We start from the raw sequence: 18,189 nt of genomic DNA, 5'->3' as shown, positions 1-18,189 counted from the left end.
AGCTGCCCCCGCCGCTCCGCCCGGCGGCGGCCGTCCGCGGGATCAGGGGAGAGGATGGGCGATGTCGCGGGCATGGTCGGTCACGGCGGCGCCGACCACGGTGGCGGTCAGCGGCAGCACCTCCAGGCAGCGACGCACCGCGGCGGCCATCAGCGGGTTCGGCACCCGCATGGAGAGCGTGCAGTGCGGCACCCAGCGGCCCGGCCGGTAGTGCTCCACCACGCCGACACCGGCCCGGGCCAGCCGTTCGTGCACCCCGGCGTGGTGTGCCAGCAGCTCCGACGTCGGTGCCGGCCCGAGCCAGAGCACCCGTCCGACGAACTGGCCGGCGTGTTGGAACTCCAGTCGCAGCGGCGCGGCCACCACCGTCCCGGCGAGCGCCGCGGCCACCTGGCCCGGGTCGAGGCGGGGCGCGACGGCCAGCGAGACGTGCGGTCGGTGCCGCTGCGCCAGCAGCGACCGCATGCTCGGCACCCCCTCGGACTCCAGCAGGTCCCACAACACCCGGATCCGCCGGGAGGCGTCGGTGTCCAGATACAGCTCCAGCGCCGCGACCACCCGATCACCCTAAGCGGCGAGGTTTGCCGCCCACGCTGGGCGGTACTGCCCCGGGGACGGCACGAGACGATGGGGGAAGTGAGGCGCACGTGGACGTGAACGACCTGCTGACCGAGGCGTACGGGCGACTGCCGGACCTGGTCGCGGCGGCGCTCGACGGGCTCGGCCCGGAGCAGCTACGGCAGGCCCCGGCGGACGGGGCGAACCCGGTGGGCTGGCTCGTCTGGCACCTGACCCGGATCCAGGACCACCACGTCGCCGACCTGCTCGGCGAGCGGCAGCTCTGGGTCACCGGCGAGTGGGCGGGACGGTGCGGCCTGCGGCCCGATCCCGACGACACCGGCTACGGTCACGGCCCCGAGCAGATCGCCGCCGTGCGGCCGGAGAACGGCGACGTGCTGCTCGACTACCACCGGGCGGTGGTCGAGCGGAGCGTGACGTACCTGCGCGGGCTGCGTCCGGCCGACCTGGACCGGGTGGTGGACGAGAACTGGGACCCGCCGGTCACGCTCGGCGTCCGGCTGGTGAGCGTGCTCGACGACGACCTCCAGCACGTCGGGCAGGCCGGCTACGTGCGCGGGCTCATCCGGCAGGGCTGACCACCGCCCGGGCACGTCGCAGCGCGGCCTGCCCGAGCAGGAAGCAGGCCTGCGCCTCGGGGGAGGTGCCCGGGCCGGTGAAGTCGGGCGCGCCGCTGACGCCGGTCACCCGGCCGTACCGGTCCACCCGGCGGGCGGCGGCGGCCAGCAGCTCCGCGCCGGTGCCGAGCCACGACGGCGGCAGCCAGCCGTCGGCCACCCCGGTCAACGCGGCGCACCCGAGCAGTTGGGCGGTGTTGGCCTCGCGGAACGTGCCGGGGTCGTCGAGCACGTCGGGGAAGAGCCCGTCGTCGGTGCGGTGCCGGAGGCAGGCGGTCAGCACCTCCTCGGCGTGCCCGGCCAGCTCGGCGCGCGTCCCCGCCGGCCAGTCCGGCGCCAGGCGCAGCGCCCGGGCGATCCCGGCCACCACCCAGCCGTTGCCGGTGCCCCACGGCTGCGGCCGGTCCAGCTCGCCCCGCCCCTCGTCCCAGCGGGCCGCGTAGAGGCCGGTACGCGCGTCGTGCAGCCGGCGCCGGTGCCCCGTCACCTGGGCGGCGGCCAGTTCCGTCCGGCCGGTCAGCGCGAGCAGCGGCACCACCATGTAGACCGTGTCGGCCCACACCTGGCGGCCGTCCAGCAGGTGGAACAGCGTGCCGTCGACGGCCCGGGGGGCCCGACGCGTCAGCCAGTCGAGTTGGGCGTCGAGCGCGGCGGCGTACCTCGGGTCGCCGGTGGTGAGCGCGGCGTGCCGGACCACCTCGCCGCACGCGGCGCCGTTCACCGCGCCCACCGCGCCGGCCAGCTCGCCGAGCCGGCCGTCGGGCCGTTGCCGGGTCACCGCGGCGTCGGCGACCAGCGTCGCCGCCTCGGGCCGGCCCAGGTCGAGCAACGCCTGCCCGGTGATCCCCTGCTCCCAGGACTCCCGTTGCATGGTCAGCAGCGCGAGCAGCACCCGGTCGGTGGCGGCGTCCCCGGTCGTCGACATGACCCGTTCCGTACCCGGTGCGCCGGCCCGTCTCACCCGCAGCGGGTGAGTCGGTCCCACCGCACGTACGCCCGGGGGCCGCGGCTGTACAACCAGGTCGGCGCGGTCCGGCCGTCGGGCGGGCCGCCGGCTGCCACGCGGACTGGCCGCGCCGTCAGCCGGCGCCGCGCGCCGCCGTTGTCGTCGGCTCGGCGGCCGGGGGCGGCCCACCCACCCGGGCCGCCCGCGTCGCACCCGTCCGGGCGAGCAGCCGGTCGACGCCCACGAAGAGGAGGCCCAGCAGCCAGAACACGGCGGCGAAGCCGAGCGCGCTGAGCCCGACGCCGTCGTAGCCGAGTTGCCCGGCGTCGAGGAACGGGTACGGGTAGCGGTGCACGACGAGCCCGCGTACCAGCGCGAACCCGAGGTACGCCAGCGGGAACGCCAGCCACCAGGCGGCGTACCGGGGGCGCAGCCGGCCGCGCCTGTCGAACAGCGCCCAGTCGGCGACCGCGAGCAGCGGCACCACGGTGTGCAGGAGGTGGTTGCCCCACCACTCACCCGGCTCGCGGTGCGGCTGGACCATCGCGAACGGGCTCGCCGGATTGGCCAGCACCAGGTGGTAGACCGTGCCGGTGATGGTGATGTAGAGCGTCACCGCGCCCTTGAGCACGCTCGGCGGCTCGGGCCGGTCACGCGTCGCGCACCAGGCGGCGTAGCCGGCGAGCACGCCGACCGCCACGTTGCTCTGGATGGTGAAGTACGGCAGCAGGCCGGTCACCGTGGCCGGGCCGAGCGCGGTGAGCACGATGCCGGCGACCACGCCGAGCACCACGGCCAGGCGGAGGAGGATCGCCGGTCGGCGACGCCGGGGGGTCACCGGGGCAAGTTACCAGCCGGTCGTCAACCGGCGCGCCGGCCGGTCGGGTCGGGCGCGGTGTCGCCCGGGGTCCGGTCGGCGCCGGTTCCCCGACCGGCCGGGGTCCGGTCGGTGTCGGTGCTGGGTTCGACGCCGGTGGGGCTGACCAGCGGTCCGGCGGTGGCGGGGACGGTCGGTGGCCGTGCGGTGCCGACCGGGGGCCCGGCCGGCGGCGAGGTGGGAAGGTCCCCGGTCGGTGGCCCACCCGTCGGAAGCTCCGGCCGCGCGCTCGGGTCACCCGGCGACGGTGTGCCGGACCCGGTCGGCGTGGGGCCGTCGAGCAGGGCGGCGCAGTAGTCGGCCACCCGCTCCGCGCCGCCGGCGGCGGCGACCAGCCCGGCGAAGGCCGGAGCGTCCAACGCGCGGCGTCGTGCGGTCCCGGTGACGGCGCGGTACGCGGCGCAGAGCCCGGCCGGTGAGGACGGGTCGGGTGCGCCGGCGGTGGGACCGGTGGCCGGACGGCCCGGGCGGGCCGGGTGCGGGGAGCCGGCCGTGGGTCGGGCGCCGGTGGTGGTGCCGACCGGTGGCGCTTCGTGGCGAGAGGTGCCGGGCAGGTTGCCGGTCACGGCGGCCAGCGCGACGCCACCGGTGAGCGACGCGGCCAGCGTGGCGACGGCGAGCTTGACGCCGAGCAGCCCGGCGAACCGGCGGGCCGGACGGTCGCCCGCAGCGCGGCGTCCGGCGCCCGCCGGTCGACCGGCGGTGACGGCTGCCGGCCGTAGCCCGATGGCGCGGGCCGCCGGCCCGGCGGCGGGGGTGGTCGACCGGACCGCCCGGAACGCCGCGACGGCGGCGGCCTCGCCGTCGAGTTCCCCGGCGTCGGGCACCGACCGGACCACGTCGAGGAAACGGACGAGCGCGGGGGGAGCGGTCCGCGCGCCGCCGGCGGAACCGGCGAGCAGCCGCTCGACGGTTTCCTGATCCAGGCGGGGTGCGTCCATCTCGTGACCCTCAGCGCCGCCACCTGTGGAAGCGTCACACGACGGGCCCGGCGCGGGACGTGAGACCGGTCACCCTCGCGGGCGCCCGACCCGCCGTGGCCACCGTACGAACCGGCACCGACAACTCCGGCGATCCACACCGGAGCCTCCGGTTGCCGGTCCGTCCGGTTCGCGGTGAACTGAACGACATGGGTGTCATCAAGGTGGGCACGTCCTCCTGGGCCGACCAGATGCTGGTCCGCTCCGGCTGGTATCCGCGCGGGACCAACACGCCGGCCGGCCGGCTGCGCTGGTACGCCGAGCACTTCGGCCTGGTCGAGGTGGACACGTCGTACTACGCCGTGCCAGCGCCGGAGACCACGACGGCCTGGGCGGACGCCACCCCGCCCGGCTTCACCTTCGACGTCAAGGCGTTCCGGCTCTTCACCGGCCACCACACGCCGGTCGACGCGCTGCCCAAGGACCTGCGGCCGGCCGGCGGCCCGAGCCGGATCCGGTGGCGCGACCTGTCCGCCGGGGCGTACGACGAGTTGTGGGACCGGTTCCACGCGGCGCTGGCGCCGCTCGCGGCGGCCGACCGGCTCGGCGCGGTGCTGTTGCAGTTCCCGCCGTGGTTGGCCCGCGGCGACGCGGCCCGGCGGCGGATCGTGGCCGCCGCGCAGCGGTGCCGGCCCTTCCCGGTCACCGTCGAGCTGCGACACTCCTCCTGGTTCACCGGCGACGCCGCGGTCGACACCGTGACGTTCCTGCGCGAGCACGGGCTCGGCTACGGCTGTGTGGACATGCCGCAGGGACACGTCTCCTCGGTGCCGCCGATCCTGGTCGCCACCACCGACCTGGCGGTGGTCCGGTTCCACGGGCACAGCGACGCCTGGGCCGGCGGCGACAAGCAGGAGCGGTTCCGCTACGCCTACGGCGAGTCGGAGCTGCGGCACTGGTCCGTGCTGCTGCGCGAGCTGGCCGACCAGTGCGCCGAGCTGCACGTGCTGACCAACAACTGCTGCGGCGACCAGGCCCAACGGGACGCCACCCGTCTCGCCGAACTGCTCGGTGCGGTGCCGGCCGCCGCGCGCGCCTGAGGTTTTCCCGGCCACCGCACGGGTACCGGCCAGGGACGACAGCGAGGGGGACACGTGGCGCAACGGCGGGACGAGACGACCCCGGACGGCCGGGACCCCCGGGCGACCCGGGAGGCCGAGGAGGCGCACGGCGGCAGCATGGCCCCGGGCCTGGTGGACGACACCGGACGTCCGGTGACCGGGTCGCCGGTGCCGGACAACGAGCCGTCCGCGCCGGGCGCTGCGGGGGAGGACGGCACCGGCTCCTGAGACGGGAACACCGCGCGGCCGGCGACCCACCCCGATGTGGGTCGCCGGCCGCGCGGTGGTCTCAGCGGCCGGACGCGACCAGATGACGCCCGGCCGCGCCCATGGCGGCCATCTTGCCGAGGTTCTTCGGCGTGGACACGAGCCCGTTGGCCCGGCCCAGCATGCCCCGGAACACCTGCCCCGGCTTCTGCTGCTCGCCCATGTACGCCGTCACCACGACCAGCGCGCCGGTCAGCGCCGGAATCGCCCACTGGAGCATCTTCATCTGCCGCTGGCTGGCCGCGACCGAGGCCGGCGTGTGGTGGTTCGGTTCGGTGATCCCGTCGACGGGCGGCCCGCCCGCCTTCTCCAGTCGCATGCCGATCAACCGGCTGTAGCCGGTCACCGCCAGCGCGCCGACGGTGAGCGCGGTCTTCACCGCGCTCACCTTCCCCACCCCGGCCTGCCGGGCCATCCGTGGGCTCTCGGTGACCAGCTCGCCGACCGCGCCGGCCAGGTGCGCGCCGATCGCCGCCGCGTTCACCGGGGTCCACCGCGCCCAGCCGGCCGAGGCCACCGGCAGCCGCTGAGTCGTGTCGTCGATTCGTGCCGCCGCGCCGTTGACGCCGAGCGCCCCCATCAGTGAGCCGCCGAACCAGGCCGCCAGGCCCAGGTCGTGCATCGAGCGCAACGCGGTGTGCCGTTCGGACATCTGATCCCCCTCCGCCGTGTTCGGGCGGTGCGGCATACCCGTCCTCGGCCCGCTCACGCCCCCGGGTTTCGTCTCGGCAGGGCGCCGGCGAACGCGGCCACCCGGGCGGCCAGCGGCGCCGCCGCGCGTACCCAGGTGAAGTGGTCCAGCGCGGCGCCCGCCTCGGCGGCCGAGTAGCGGTGCCGGGTCACCGGCGCGGCGGTCAGCTTGTCGCAGAGGTGATCCAGCGTCTCGTGCGGCGTGTACTGGTCGTCGTCCACGCTGACCGCGAGCACCGGGGTCCGGACCCGCCGCACGGCGGCCTCCGCGTCGACGCCGTCGAGCGTCGGGAACCGGCCGGTACGGGCGGTGTGCGCCCAGTGCCGGATCACGCCGCGCGCCTGCCGGCCGCCGAAGCCCCAGCCGGGCCAGACGCCCAGCAGCCGGGTCACCGCCGCGATGCCCTGGGTGTAGGGCAGCACGCCCCAGCCGCGCCGCCCCGGGTAGCGGCGCCACCACGGCAGGCCCACCGCCACCAGCGCCAGCCCGTCCACCCGGCCGGCGTCGTGCAACGCCTGGTGCAGCACCGCCACCTGCCCGCCGAGGGAGTGCCCGAGCAGCACCCGGACGCGGCCGTCCAGGCGGGGCTTGAGCGCGTCCAGCACCGCGCCGACGTCGGTGGCCAGCTCCGCGTAGCCGTACCGGCAGGTGCGGGCCGGTGCGGGGGTGCTCTCCCCGGTGCCGCGCAGGTCCGCCACGATCACCGCGAGCCCCGCGTCGCGCAGCGCGGCGGCGAACGGGCGGTAGTAGCGGGCCCGGACGCCCATCGCCGGCCAGATCACCACCACCGGCGCGCCGGGCGGCCCGGCCGGCTCCGGATAGACCTGGACGCCGATCCGGGCGCCGTCGACGTCCACGAACTCCTGCGCGTACTCGCCACTCACCGGCCCAGCCTAGCTACCGGCGGGTAGCAAGCGGTGGGTGGACCCGACGCGAGGCGTGCCTGGGCGCGATCCCGTCCAGGACCGGCCCCCCGCGGCGGCGGAGGATTCCGGGAGCACGGCCTGTCTCCTTCCGGCGTCCAATGACTAATGTCGGGGCGTGAGGCTCAACCGGTCGACCGACATGGCACTGCGGATCGCCATGCTGACCGCGGCGTCCCCGGTCCGGGCCACGGTGGACGAGTTGGCCACCCGGCTCGCCCTGCCGCGCAGCCACGTGGCCAAGGTGGTGCAGCGGTTGCAGCGGCTCGGCGTCCTGGTCACCATCCGCGGGCGCTCCGGCGGGGTCGCCTTCGCCGAGCACGCCGGCGACGTGACAGTCGCCGCGGTGGTGCGCGCCTTCGAGGGCGACGACGAGGTGGTCAACTGCGCCGAACCGGCCTGCCCGCTGGTCAGCGGCTGCCGGCTGCGCGGCGAGCTGCGCCGGGCCCAGGCCGCCTTCCTCGCCGTGCTCGACGGCGTACGCCTCGGCGACCTGGTCGACGGCGCGGCCGGCCCGCTCCTGCTCAGCCTCGGCGCCCGCCCGGCCATTCGCTGATGGGCGTCTCGCACCCGGTCTTCGCCCGGCTCTTCGCCCGGGCCAGCGTCGCCATGGACGCCGCCGGCGCGGCCACGCACCGGGGCCGCCTGGTGGCCGGGCTGCACGGCCGGGTCGTCGAGGTCGGCGCCGGCAACGGACGCAACCTGCCGCACTACCCGCCGACCGTGACCCGGGTGCTCGCCGTGGAGCCGGAACCCCGGCTGCGCGCCCTCGCCCGTGCCGTCGCGTCCACCGCCCCGGTCCCGGTGACCGTCGCCGCCGGCCTGGCCGAGGCGCTCCCGGTCGCCGACGGTGCCGCCGACGCGGTGGTGCTGTCGCTGGTGCTCTGCTCCGTGCCCGATCAGGCGGCGGCGCTGCGCGAGGCGGGCCGGGTGCTCCGACCCGGTGGCGAGCTGCGCTTCTACGAGCACGTGGTCGCCCCGACACCGGGCCTGCGTCGGGCCCAGCGTCTCGCCGACGCGACGCTCTGGCCGCTGCTCTGCGCCGGCTGCCACACCGCCCGGGACACCGTGGGCGCGATCCGGGCCGCCGGCTTCACCGTGACCGAGCTGGACCGGTTCCGTTTCCCCGCCGCCGGGATCCCGGCACCCGCCTCGCCGCACGTGCTCGGCACCGCGACCCGCGCCTGACCGACCGCGCCGCCGGTGCTCGACCGGGCTGCGGGGGCGGTGTGTCGACCGGGCTGCGCGGCCCGTGCTCGTCCGGCCGGCGGTTCGCGCGGCGGGCGGGCCCGACCAGGCCGCCGCCGCCTGTCGAGCTGGGTCGTTCGTGATGTCGCCCCGGCCGTGCCCGACCGGCTGTCGCTTCCGCACGCCGGACCGCGCCGGCCGGCGCTCCCGGGACGGGGACGCCGGCCGACGGCCTCAGCTCACGCTGATCGACGGTGTCAGCTCACGCTGATCGTGCCGTCCGGGGCGCGGACGCAGGACACGGCGCGTGCGCCGGTCACCGCCGCTCCGCTCAGGCAGCGGCCGAGCACCTGGTGGCCGGCGGCGCTCGGGTGCCACGACTCCTGGCAGGTCTGGAAGTAGGTCCCGCAGGCGTTCGCGATCCGCTGGATGTCCAGCTTGTCGTAGCCGGAGAGGCTGGTGACGAAGGTGCCGCTCGGGCCGTCCATCAGCCGGATCGGGGTGGCCAGCGCGTTGGCCGGGCTACCCGCCGACTCGCAGAGCCGGGCGCCGTCGAACGCCCGCTGCACGTTCAGGTAGACCAGGTCGTCGGCCGGGAACTCGGCGGCCAGCGTGCCGCGTACGGAGCTGACCAGCGTGCCGAGCCCCTGGGAGAAGCGCTGGCCGGGGGCCAGGCTGGCCCGGTGGATCGGGCAGCCGGCCGCGTACCGCTCCGCGCCCAGCGCGCGGAACTTGTCCCGGGTGTCGTCCCGGCTGTCCTCGCTCCAGTAGCTCTGGTCCAGCTCGTACGGCAGCGGGTTGGTGTAGTCCTGGAACACCACCCGGTGCTGGCCGTCGGCGTCGACCTCGTCGAGCGTGGTGAGCAACTGCCGCAGCGCCGCGGTGGTCTCCGCGGTGGCGGCGGAGAACTGCGCGGCGGTGCCCAGGTCGGCGTCGGTGCACGGCTTCTGCTCCACCGGCCCGCCCAGGTACGCCCAGAACTCCCACCAGCCGGTCCACGCGTCCGCGATGAACCGGTTGGCGCACTTCTCCGCCACGCTGCCGAACGTGAACGAGCTGTTGTTCGAGCCGAGGCCGACGAGCACCAGGTCGATGTCGTGGGTCCGGGCCACCGACCGGAGCTGGTCGAGCTGGGCGGCCACCTGCCGGCCCTTGGTCCGGGAGGCCGAGGCGTTGGCGATGTCGTACGGCTGCCCGCCCGAGCAGGCCAGGTTGAACCGCGCGGCGATGCCCGGCAGGTCGGCCCGGAACAGCGAGGCGTTCGGTGAGCGGTGGCAGAAGTAGGCGTTGGCGTTCGCCGCCGACCACCCGGGGAAGCCCTGCGCGACGCCGTTGACGTCGACCACCGGGGCGTACGCGCCGGCGCCCTCGCCACTGATGAAGCTGTCACCCAGCGCCACCGCGGCGGTGGGCAGCGCCGCGGCGGCGGGCGCGGCGGGCGCCGCGGCGGCCGGCAGCGCTGCCGTGGCGAGCGCCAGCGCCGCCACGAGCACGGAACGACGGAACACGGACATGCCCCACCTCACCCTCACAGATAGAAACGTGAAAGATCCTCTGAGGGGGCGATCAGATCACGGGCGTGTGACGGGCGTCAATGGCTGGACACACGGTCGCGACCGGTGTCGACAGTCCGCCCGCGGGCGCCGGGAAGACGTCCGCAGGTCCGATCGTTGTCGTGCACGGACGCCTTCCCACCGCCACCGTCCGGCGGCCGGCAGGCCCGCCGGACAACGCACCGCACCGGGTGCATCGGAGCTGTCGGAGCGCCGGGCTAGGCTCGCTGCGGCGCGCCGCGCCCGGCGATCGCCGTGGGGACCGCTCACGGTGAACGGCACCACACCGCCGAGACCTGGGAGTACGACCAGTTGACCGCACAGCCTGAGACGCTCTACGGGGCCGACGACCTGACCCACCTGGAGGGCCTCGACGCCGTCCGCAAGCGCCCCGGCATGTACATCGGCTCCACCGACAGCCGTGGCGTGGGTCACCTCGTCAACGAGATCCTCGACAACTCCACCGACGAGGGTGTCGCGGGTCACGCCACCACCGTCGACGTGATCCTGCACGCCGACGGCTCGGTCCAGGTCGACGACGACGGTCGCGGCATCCCCACCGACGTGCACGCCAAGTCCGGCATCTCCGGCGTCGAGCTGGTGCTCACCCGGCTGCACGCCGGTGGCAAGTTCGGCGGCTCGGGCTACAAGACCTCCGGCGGCCTGCACGGCGTCGGCGCCTCCGCCGTCAACGCGCTCTCCCGCCGCTTCGACGTCACGGTCCGCCGCGCCGGCAAGGTGCACGCCATGTCGTTCCGCCACGGCGTGCCCGGGATCTTCGACGGCGACGGCCCGGACGCGCCGTTCACCCCCGGTCCCGGTCTCCAGGTCGTCGGCGCCATGAAGCGCGGTCAGCGCACCGGCACCTCGATCCGCTGGTGGCACGACCCCCGATACTTCGAGACCGGGGCCGCGCTCGACACCGACGCGGTCCGGCTCAAGCTGCGCAACACCGCCTTCCTGGTCCCCGGCGTGGCCTACCGGCTGTGCGACGAGACCGGCGAGCAGGCCGTGGAGGAGCGCTTCCACTTCCCCGACGGCCTGACCGACATGGTGGAGTTCCTCGCCCCGGCCGGTGACCGTCCGGTCTCCGGCACGCTGCTGGTCACCGGCGAGGGCACCTACCGCGAGAACGCCGCCGACGCCAACGGCGTGATGCAGTCCAACGTGCAGCGCCGCGCCGAGGTCGAGATCGCGTTCCGCTGGGGCACCGGCTACGAGCGCACCGTCGAGTGCTTCACCAACACCATCCGCAACGCCCACGGCGGCACCCACCGCAAGGGCTTCGAGCGCGCGTTGGCCCGGACCCTCGCCGAGGCCGCCCGCACCACCCGGGGCCTACTCAAGCCCAAGGAGGACGCGCCCACGCTGGACGACGTCCTGGAGGGCATGACCGCCGTGGTGCACGTGCGGATCCCGGAGCCGCAGTTCACCTCGCAGACCAAGGATGAGCTCTCCACCGCCGGCATCACCAAGGTGCTCCAGGGCCTGGTCGAGGCGCACCTCAAGAGCTGGCTCGACGACCGCCGCACCAAGGCCGAGGCCCGCACGGTGCTCCAGAAGATCGTCGACGCGGCCCGGGTCCGGCTCACCCAGAAGCAGCAGAAGGACGCGGCCCGCCGCAAGACCGCGCTGGAGGGCGCGGCCATGCCGGCCAAGCTGGTCGACTGCCGCGCGTCAGGCATCGACAGAAGTGAATTATTTATCGTGGAGGGGGACAGCGCCCTCGGGACAGGGCGCCTCGCCCGATCCTCCGAGTACCAGGCCCTGCTGCCGATCCGGGGCAAGATCCTCAACGTGCAGAAGGCCAACCTCCAGCAGGTGCTGGACAATGCCGAGTGCGCGGCGATCGTGCAGGTGCTGGGCGCCGGCTCCGGGCGGACGTTCGACCTGTCCACGCTGCGCTACGGCCGGGTCCTGATCATGGCGGACGCGGACGTCGACGGCGCGCACATCCGGACGCTGCTGATCACGCTCTTCGCCCGGTACATGCGACCGCTGATCGAGGCCGGCCGGCTCTACGCCGCGATGCCGCCGCTGCACAAGATCACCACCAGGGGACGCAGCCCGCAGACCGTCTACACCTACACCCAGGCCGAGATGGAGGCGACGGTCCGCAAGCTGGAGAAGGCCGGCAGGCAGATCGTCACCCCGATCCCGCGCTTCAAGGGTCTGGGCGAGATGGACGCCGACGAGCTGTGGGAGACCACCATGAACCCGGCCACCCGGGCGGTCCGCCGGATCACGCTCGACGACGTCGACGCCGCCGAGCGCATCCTCGAACTGCTGATGGGGGAGAAGGTCGAGCCCCGCCGCAACTGGCTCATCGAGTCCGCCGACCGCGTCGACCGCGACGCCATCGACGCCTGACCACCGCGTTCGTTTCGGAAGGAAGCTGCACCATGGCACGCCGCAAGGACGACCGCGCGAAGGCGGATCTCTCCGCCTTCGACCAGGCCGGCGCCCGGGTCTTCGACAACCCGCTGGTCACCGAGGTTTCCGACTCCTACCTGGAGTACGCGTTCTCGGTCATCCACTCCCGCGCCCTGCCGGACGCCCGGGACGGGCTCAAGCCGGTGCACCGACGCATCCTCTGGTCCATGCACGAGTCGGGGTTCCGGCCGGACCGGTCGCACGTCAAGTCGGCCCGTGTGGTCGGCGACGTGATGGGTCGCTACCACCCGCACGGCGACACCGCGATCTACGACGCGATGGTGCGGCTGGCGCAGGACTTCTCGCTCAACGTGCCCCTCATCGACGGGCACGGCAACTTCGGCAGCCCGGACGACGGCCCGGCCGCGGCGCGCTACACCGAGGCCCGGATGTCCCGGGAGGCCATGCTGCTCGTCGGCGAGCTGGGCGAGGACACCGTCGACGTCGAGCCCAACTACGACGGCTCGCTGACCCAGCCCACCGTGCTGCCGGCCGCCTTCCCGAACCTGCTGGTCAACGGCGCGTCCGGGATCGCGGTCGGAATGGCGACCAACATGATCCCGCACAACCTCGGCGAGGCGGTCCAGGCCGCCCGCTGGCTGATCAACCACCCGGACGCCACGCTCGACAAACTCATGGAGTTCGTGCCCGGCCCCGACCTGCCCACCGGCGGGCTGCTGCTCGGCCTGGACGAGGTGCGCCGGGCGTACGAGACCGGGCGCGGTGTGGTGCGGATGCGGGGCCGGGTGCAGATCGGCCCGCTGGAGGGCAGCCGGGGCCGGCAGGCCATCACGGTCACCGAGCTGCCGTACGGCGTCGGCGCGGAGAAGGTCATCGCGGCCATCACCAACGAGGTCAACAAGACCAAGCGGCTGACCGGCATCGCCGACGTCAAGGACCTCACCGACCGGGAGAACGGCACCCGCCTGGTGGTGGAGTGCAAGGTCGGGGTCAACCCGCAGGCGCTGCTCGCCGACCTCTACCGGCTCACCCCGCTGGAGCAGTCGTTCGGCGTGAACAACCTGGTGCTGGTGGACGGCCAGCCGCGCACGCTCGGGCTCAAGGAGCTGCTGGAGGTGTTCCTGGCCCACCGCTACGAGGTGGTGACCCGGCGCACCGCGTACCGCAAGCGCAAGCGGGAGGAGCGGCTGCACCTGGTCGACGGGCTGCTGATCGCGCTGCTCGACATCGACAAGGTCGTGAAGCTGATCCGGGCCAGCGAGGACGCCCAGGCCGCCAAGGACGGCCTGATGCAGAAGTTCAAGCTCTCCGAGATCCAGGCCAGCTACATCCTGGACACCCCGCTGCGTCGGTTGACGAGGTACGACCGGCTGGAGCTGGAGGCCGAGCAGGAGAAGCTGCGCGGGGAGATCGCCGAGCTGTCGACGATCCTGGACGATGAGAAGGTGCTGCGGAAGCTGGTCTCCGACGAGCTGGCTGCGGTGGTGAAGCAGTTCGGCGCGCAGCGGCGCACCACGCTGGTCGACGGGGACCTGAAGGAGGTCCTCGCGGCCTCGGTGCCGGCCGGCCCGCTGGAGGTCGCCGACGACCCGTGCCAGGTGATCCTCTCCGCGACCGGGCTGGTCGCCCGGACCGCCGCCGAGTCGGAGGAGGCGGCCGAGGCGCGTCGCCGCAGCGGCCGGGTCAAGCACGACGCGGTACGCGCGGTGGTGCACTCCACCGCCCGGGGGCGGGTGCTGCTGGTCACCAGCGCCGGCCGGGCGTTCAAGATCGACGTCCTGCCGTTGCCGGTGCTGCCGGAGCAGTCCGGCACGGTGTCGCTGCGCGGCGGCATGTCGGCCGCCGAGTTGGCGCCGTTGGCGCCGGGGGAGACCGTGGTCGGGCTGACGCCGCTGGGCCCGTCCGCCGAGGGGTCGCCCGGTCTGGCGCTGGGCACCCGGCAGGGCGTGGTGAAGGTGTGCGCGCCCGACTGGCCGGTCCGCTCGGACGAGTTCGAGGTGATCTCGTTGCGGGAGGGGGACGAGGTGGTCGGCGCGTCCTGGCTGACCGACGGCGCCGAGGCGCTGGCGTTCGTCTCCTCGGAGGCGTCGTTGCTGCGCTTCGCGGCGTCCCTGGTGCGACCGCAGGGCGTCAAGGGCGGCGGGATGGCCGGCATCAACCTCCCGGCGGGCGCGCGGGTGGTCTTCTTCGGCGCGGTCCGCACCGACGAACCGCGGCACGGTGAGCCGATGGTGGTCACCTCGACCGGCGCCACGGTCAAGGTGACGCCGATGCAGGCGTACCCGGCGAAGGGACGGGCGACCGGCGGCGTGCGCGCGCAGCGGCTGCTCAAGGGTGAGCTGGAGCTGTCCGTGGCCTGGATCGGCCCGCGGCCGGTGGGCGCGACGGCCAACGGTGACCCGGTGGACCTCCCTCCGGCCGACCCGCGCCGCGACGGTTCCGGCTTCGCCGTGATGCTGGGCCCCACCGTCATCGGCCACCACATCGACCGCGACTGACCCCCTGCCCCCACCCCCACCCCCACCCCCACCCCCGCGTCGATCTTGCACTTGCCGCCCGCATCTTCCGGGTGAAGCCGGCATTTCCGAGGCCGTAAGTGCAAGATCGGCGGGACGCGGGGACGCGGGGACGGGGGGACGGGGGACGGGGAGCCGGGGTCAGAGTTCGGGCTCGGGGGCTTGGCGGGGCTCGGGGGTGGTGCCACGCAGGCGGGCGATCAGGCGCATGCCGTGGTAGATCACCAGGGCGGCGGCGGTGCCCAGCGCGATGCCGTTGAAGGACAGGTCACCGGCGGTCAGCGTGTAGTTGGCGGCGCCCACGATCACCGCGACCGCGGCGGTGAACAGGTTGACCGGGTCGTGGAAGTCGACCCGGTTCTCGATCCAGATGCGGGCGCCGAGCACCGCGATCAGGCCGTACAACGCGGTGGTGGCGCCGCCGAGCACACCGGCCGGCACGGTGAGGATCAACGCGCCGAACTTCGGGCAGAGCCCGAGCAGGATCGCCGTGCCGCCGGCCACCCAGTACGCGGCGGTGGAGTAGACGCGGGTCGCGGCCATGACGCCGATGTTCTCCGCGTACGTGGTGGTGCCGGAACCGCCGCCGGAGCCGGCCAGCACGGTGGCGACGCCGTCGCCGAGGAACGCGCGACCCATCTGCCGGTCGAGGTTGCGGCCGGTCATCGCCGCGACCGCCTTGACGTGCCCGGCGTTCTCCGCGATCAGCACCAGGATGACCGGGATGACCAGCACGACGGCGCGCGGGCTGAAGCTGGGCGTGTGGAACTCCGGCAACCCCACCCAGGCGGCCTGCCGCAGCCCGGTGACCGCCTGCTGGTCGAGCTGGCCGGTCAGCGCCGCGACCAGCCAGCCGACCACCACGCCGAGCAGGATCGACAGCCGGGCCAGGAAGCCGCGGAAGAGCACGGTGGTGACCAGGATCGCCAGCAGCGTGACCACGGCGATCAGCGGTTGCGCCTTGACGCCGGTGCCGGCGCCGCCGCCGTCCCAGGCGACCGGGGCGAGGTTGAGCCCGATCAGCGCGACGATCGCGCCGGTGACCACCGGCGGCATCAGGGCGTCGATCCACCGCGCGCCGGCCACGTGCACCACGACGCCGACCAGCGCCAGCGCGGCGCCCGCGACCACGATGCCGCCGAGAGCCGCGCCGATGCCGCCGTCGGTCTTGGCGGCGATCACCGGGGCGATGAACGCGAACGACGAGCCGAGGTACGACGGCAGCCGGTTACCGGTGATCAGCAGGAACAGCAGCGTGCCCAGGCCGGAGAAGAACAGCGTGGTGGCCGGCGGGAAGCCGGTGATCAGCGGCACGGTGAAGGTGGCGCCGAACATGGCGACCACGTGCTGCACGCCCACCCCGACGGTGCGCGGCCAGGAGAGCCGTTCGTCGGGATGGACCACGTCGCCGGGGCGTACCGACCGGCCGTCGCCGTGCACGGCCCACGTGGGGAACTGGGTCATCGCCTCGCCCTTTTTCTCGGGTGACGGGGGCGTGATCGACCCTGGGAGTTGTTTCTAGCACGGGGCCGGGTCAGGCCACCCCGGCGGGGCGGAACTGGACGCTGACCCGGGGACCGACCGGGCGGGTGGTCTTCGGCACGGCGTGCTCCCAGGTGCGTTGGCAGGAGCCGCCCATCACCACCAGGTCGCCGTGGCCGAGCGGAAAGCGCAGGCCGGGGCCGCCCCCGCCCCGGGGGCGCAGCAGCAGCGGGCGGGGCGAGCCGAACGAGACGATCGCCACCATGGTGTCGGTGTGCGCGGAGCGGCCCTTGGTGTCGCCGTGCCAGGCGACGCTGTCCCGGCCGTCGCGGTAGAGGCACAGGCCGGCGGTGACGAACGGCTCGCCCAACTCGGGCGCGTAGTGCCGGGTGAGGGCGTCGCGGGCGGCGGCGAGCACCGGGTGCGGCAGCGGTCGGCCGCCGGCGTACCAGCACAGCAGGCGCGGCACGTCGACGGTGGTGTCGTACATGGCGCGACGCTCGGCCCGCCACGGCACGTCGTGCCGGAGCGTGTCGAGCACCGCGTCGGAGCCCCGCACCCAGCCGGGCAGGTGGTCGACCCACGCGCCCCGGCTCAGCTCGTGCCGACGCACCTGGCCCGCGAGCGGACCCAGGGTCGGGCCGTGCTCGGCCAGGTCGAGCATCGAGGGCTGGTACGCGACGTCGGACACGCAGGCGATCGTACCCCGGGCGATCGAACAGGCGTACGACGGATCAACGTCGCAGCAGACGGCGGACCGGGTCCGGGACGGCCTGCTTGATCCGCTCGCGCAGCCCCTGCGCGCGCAGCGTGCGCACGGTGTCGGCGAGCCGGCGGTTCTCGTCACTGAGCCGCTGGATGCGGGTCAGCAGCTCGGCCGGCGGGGTGGCGGCGGCCGGTCGCACGGCCGGCGGGAACTCCGTCTCCGCGACCCGCCTGTCGAACGCCGCGGCGCTGTCGCCGTCGGCGAACGAGGTGCCGAGGTCGTGCTTGGCCAGGAACGCGGTGATGGTGTCGAAGCGGGCCTTGTGGCCCCCGGTCAGCGAGGTGTAGTCGGCCTCCGCGTAGAGGTCGGCGGCGTCGACGTCGGCCGGCACGTCCCGCATGATCCGGTGCGGGATGCCGAAGTAGCGGGCCAGCTCCAGGGTGCGCGAGTCGTGCGCGAAGAGGTAGCCGGGGGTGCCGGCGATCAGCGCCGTGATGGTGCCGTGGATCCGGGTGCCGAAGTTGAAGTCGAAGCCGGACAGGTGCGACATCCAGGTCCACGGGTCGACGAACATCCGCACCTTGTCCTCGACGAAGAGCGGGTGCGAGGTGTGCAGCGGCATCTCGCTGCTCTTGCCCCGGTGCTCGGGCGCGTCGCCGTAGAGCAGCGTGCCGAGCGTGCGCAGGTCCTGCGGCACGTAGCACAGGTTCGGGTAGCGCTCCCGGTGGCGGCGGACGACCGGGGCCATCGAGGAGACGTAGGGGGAGATGGTCAGCGCGATCCGGTCGTCGGTGGTCAGCTCCGGCCGGGTCTTCTCCAGCGTGAACGTGTCCCCGTGCAGGAACATCGACGGGCAGCCGATCTGCTCCACCGCGGAGAAGCCGAGCGTACGCAGGTAGCTCTCGGTGATCTCGCCGCGCACCCCGATGCTGTGCGAGCGGTCGAGCACCGCCCGGCAGAACGCGCTCACCGGCTCGTCGATCTGGCGCAGGTACTCCCGGTCGCCGTCGACGTTCGTCTGCACGCCGACGCCGAGGACCACCACCGGGATCTTCAGCCGCTCGATCAGCCGGGTCATCGGTTCGAGGCGGTTGATGAAGCTGCGCCGGAACGCGTTGGCCAACGGTACGACGAAGACGTCGTACCGTTCGTTGATCTCGTCGGCGTCGCGCGGGTCGGCGAGCTTCCGGGTCGACGTGACCTCCGCCGTGGAGGTGGCCAGCAGCTTGTGTGCGGCGTGGCTGAAGACCAGGTTGCCGGTGTTGTCGCTGATCCAGTTGCCGGCGAAGGTCTCCTCGGGCGTCAGGACGTCGAACGGGCCCTTGCGGGCGCGGAGGAGGATCCGCTGGTGCATCCGGTTGCTCACCTTCCGTACGGGTCCGGCGGGCCCGGTGGGGCCCCGCCGGGCA

17 protein-coding genes are annotated in these 18,189 nt (G+C 74.3%); 7 read left to right on the top strand and 10 right to left on the bottom strand.

The window, feature by feature from the left end; all coding sequences use genetic code 11:
- Positions 1 to 42: 42 nt before the first annotated feature.
- The gene (locus VKK44_RS18725; RefSeq protein WP_343442403.1) at positions 43 to 558 is read right to left on the bottom strand and encodes a 2'-5' RNA ligase family protein; all 516 of its coding nucleotides are present in this window, start codon (positions 556 to 558) and stop codon (positions 43 to 45) included.
- Between the two features lie 89 nt (positions 559 to 647).
- Between VKK44_RS18725 and VKK44_RS18720 the strand changes: the two genes are divergently transcribed.
- Positions 648 to 1,157, top strand: coding sequence for a mycothiol transferase (locus tag VKK44_RS18720; RefSeq protein WP_343442402.1), 510 nt, complete (start codon positions 648 to 650; stop codon positions 1,155 to 1,157).
- Here the strand turns inward: VKK44_RS18720 and VKK44_RS18715 are convergent.
- From VKK44_RS18715 to VKK44_RS18705, 3 genes are all read right to left on the bottom strand, one after another.
- Positions 1,141 to 2,121 carry a glycoside hydrolase family 88 protein gene (locus VKK44_RS18715; protein ID WP_343442401.1) on the bottom strand — a complete coding sequence of 327 codons (981 nt, stop codon included), beginning with the start codon at positions 2,119 to 2,121 and terminating at the stop codon, positions 1,141 to 1,143. The two genes, VKK44_RS18720 and VKK44_RS18715, sit on opposite strands and share 17 nt — an antisense overlap.
- Before the next feature lie 154 nt (positions 2,122 to 2,275).
- Complete coding sequence (locus tag VKK44_RS18710) at positions 2,276 to 2,980, bottom strand: Pr6Pr family membrane protein (RefSeq protein WP_343442400.1); 705 nt, start codon at positions 2,978 to 2,980, stop codon at positions 2,276 to 2,278.
- Between the two features lie 23 nt (positions 2,981 to 3,003).
- Positions 3,004 to 3,960 (bottom strand): hypothetical protein, encoded by a 957-nt coding sequence (locus tag VKK44_RS18705; protein ID WP_343442399.1) that lies wholly within the window; start codon positions 3,958 to 3,960, stop codon positions 3,004 to 3,006.
- Between the two features lie 188 nt (positions 3,961 to 4,148).
- Here VKK44_RS18705 and VKK44_RS18700 point away from each other — a divergent pair, with 188 nt between their 5' ends.
- Complete coding sequence (locus VKK44_RS18700) at positions 4,149 to 5,039, top strand: DUF72 domain-containing protein (protein ID WP_343442398.1); 891 nt, start codon at positions 4,149 to 4,151, stop codon at positions 5,037 to 5,039.
- Positions 5,040 to 5,093: 54 nt separating this feature from the next.
- Complete coding sequence (locus tag VKK44_RS18695; protein ID WP_343442397.1) at positions 5,094 to 5,288, top strand: GTPase activator; 195 nt, start codon at positions 5,094 to 5,096, stop codon at positions 5,286 to 5,288.
- A 61-nt stretch (positions 5,289 to 5,349) separates the two neighbouring features.
- Here VKK44_RS18695 and VKK44_RS18690 read toward each other — a convergent pair whose 3' ends face one another.
- Positions 5,350 to 5,979, bottom strand: coding sequence for a hypothetical protein (locus tag VKK44_RS18690; RefSeq protein ID WP_343442396.1), 630 nt, complete (start codon positions 5,977 to 5,979; stop codon positions 5,350 to 5,352).
- 53 nt (positions 5,980 to 6,032) lie between these two features.
- Positions 6,033 to 6,902 carry an alpha/beta hydrolase family protein gene (locus VKK44_RS18685; protein WP_343442395.1) on the bottom strand — a complete coding sequence of 290 codons (870 nt, stop codon included), beginning with the start codon at positions 6,900 to 6,902 and terminating at the stop codon, positions 6,033 to 6,035.
- A 157-nt stretch (positions 6,903 to 7,059) separates the two neighbouring features.
- Between VKK44_RS18685 and VKK44_RS18680 the strand changes: the two genes are divergently transcribed.
- Together VKK44_RS18680 and VKK44_RS18675 are read left to right on the top strand one after the other, a co-directional pair.
- The gene (locus tag VKK44_RS18680; protein ID WP_343442394.1) at positions 7,060 to 7,497 is read left to right on the top strand and encodes an RrF2 family transcriptional regulator; all 438 of its coding nucleotides are present in this window, start codon (positions 7,060 to 7,062) and stop codon (positions 7,495 to 7,497) included.
- Complete coding sequence (locus VKK44_RS18675; RefSeq protein WP_343442393.1) at positions 7,497 to 8,129, top strand: class I SAM-dependent methyltransferase; 633 nt, start codon at positions 7,497 to 7,499, stop codon at positions 8,127 to 8,129. The genes VKK44_RS18680 and VKK44_RS18675 overlap by 1 nt, the downstream gene beginning before the upstream one ends.
- Positions 8,130 to 8,386: 257 nt before the next feature.
- Here VKK44_RS18675 and VKK44_RS18670 read toward each other — a convergent pair whose 3' ends face one another.
- Positions 8,387 to 9,643, bottom strand: coding sequence for an SGNH/GDSL hydrolase family protein (locus VKK44_RS18670; RefSeq protein ID WP_343442392.1), 1,257 nt, complete (start codon positions 9,641 to 9,643; stop codon positions 8,387 to 8,389).
- 294 nt (positions 9,644 to 9,937) lie between these two features.
- Between VKK44_RS18670 and VKK44_RS18665 the strand changes: the two genes are divergently transcribed.
- Both VKK44_RS18665 and VKK44_RS18660 read left to right on the top strand, forming a co-directional pair.
- Positions 9,938 to 12,052, top strand: a complete 2,115-nt coding sequence (locus VKK44_RS18665; protein WP_343442390.1) for a DNA gyrase/topoisomerase IV subunit B — start codon at positions 9,938 to 9,940, stop codon at positions 12,050 to 12,052.
- A 32-nt stretch (positions 12,053 to 12,084) separates the two neighbouring features.
- Complete coding sequence (locus tag VKK44_RS18660; RefSeq protein WP_343442389.1) at positions 12,085 to 14,574, top strand: DNA gyrase/topoisomerase IV subunit A; 2,490 nt, start codon at positions 12,085 to 12,087, stop codon at positions 14,572 to 14,574.
- A 159-nt stretch (positions 14,575 to 14,733) separates the two neighbouring features.
- Here the strand turns inward: VKK44_RS18660 and VKK44_RS18655 are convergent, their stop codons facing one another.
- From VKK44_RS18655 to VKK44_RS18645, 3 genes are all read right to left on the bottom strand, one after another.
- Positions 14,734 to 16,056 carry a uracil-xanthine permease family protein gene (locus VKK44_RS18655; protein WP_343442388.1) on the bottom strand — a complete coding sequence of 441 codons (1,323 nt, stop codon included), beginning with the start codon at positions 16,054 to 16,056 and terminating at the stop codon, positions 14,734 to 14,736.
- Positions 16,057 to 16,126: 70 nt separating this feature from the next.
- The gene (locus tag VKK44_RS18650; protein ID WP_343442387.1) at positions 16,127 to 16,765 is read right to left on the bottom strand and encodes an alpha-ketoglutarate-dependent dioxygenase AlkB; all 639 of its coding nucleotides are present in this window, start codon (positions 16,763 to 16,765) and stop codon (positions 16,127 to 16,129) included.
- 43 nt (positions 16,766 to 16,808) lie between these two features.
- A complete protein-coding gene (locus VKK44_RS18645; protein ID WP_343442386.1) occupies positions 16,809 to 18,134 on the bottom strand; it encodes a polysaccharide pyruvyl transferase family protein in 1,326 nt (441 codons plus the stop codon).
- Positions 18,135 to 18,189 lie beyond the last annotated feature (55 nt).

This window comes from Micromonospora sp. DSM 45708, from assembly GCF_039566955.1.
GTDB lineage: Bacteria > Actinomycetota > Actinomycetes > Mycobacteriales > Micromonosporaceae > Micromonospora.
This window is presented reverse-complemented; position numbering and strand designations above follow the sequence as displayed.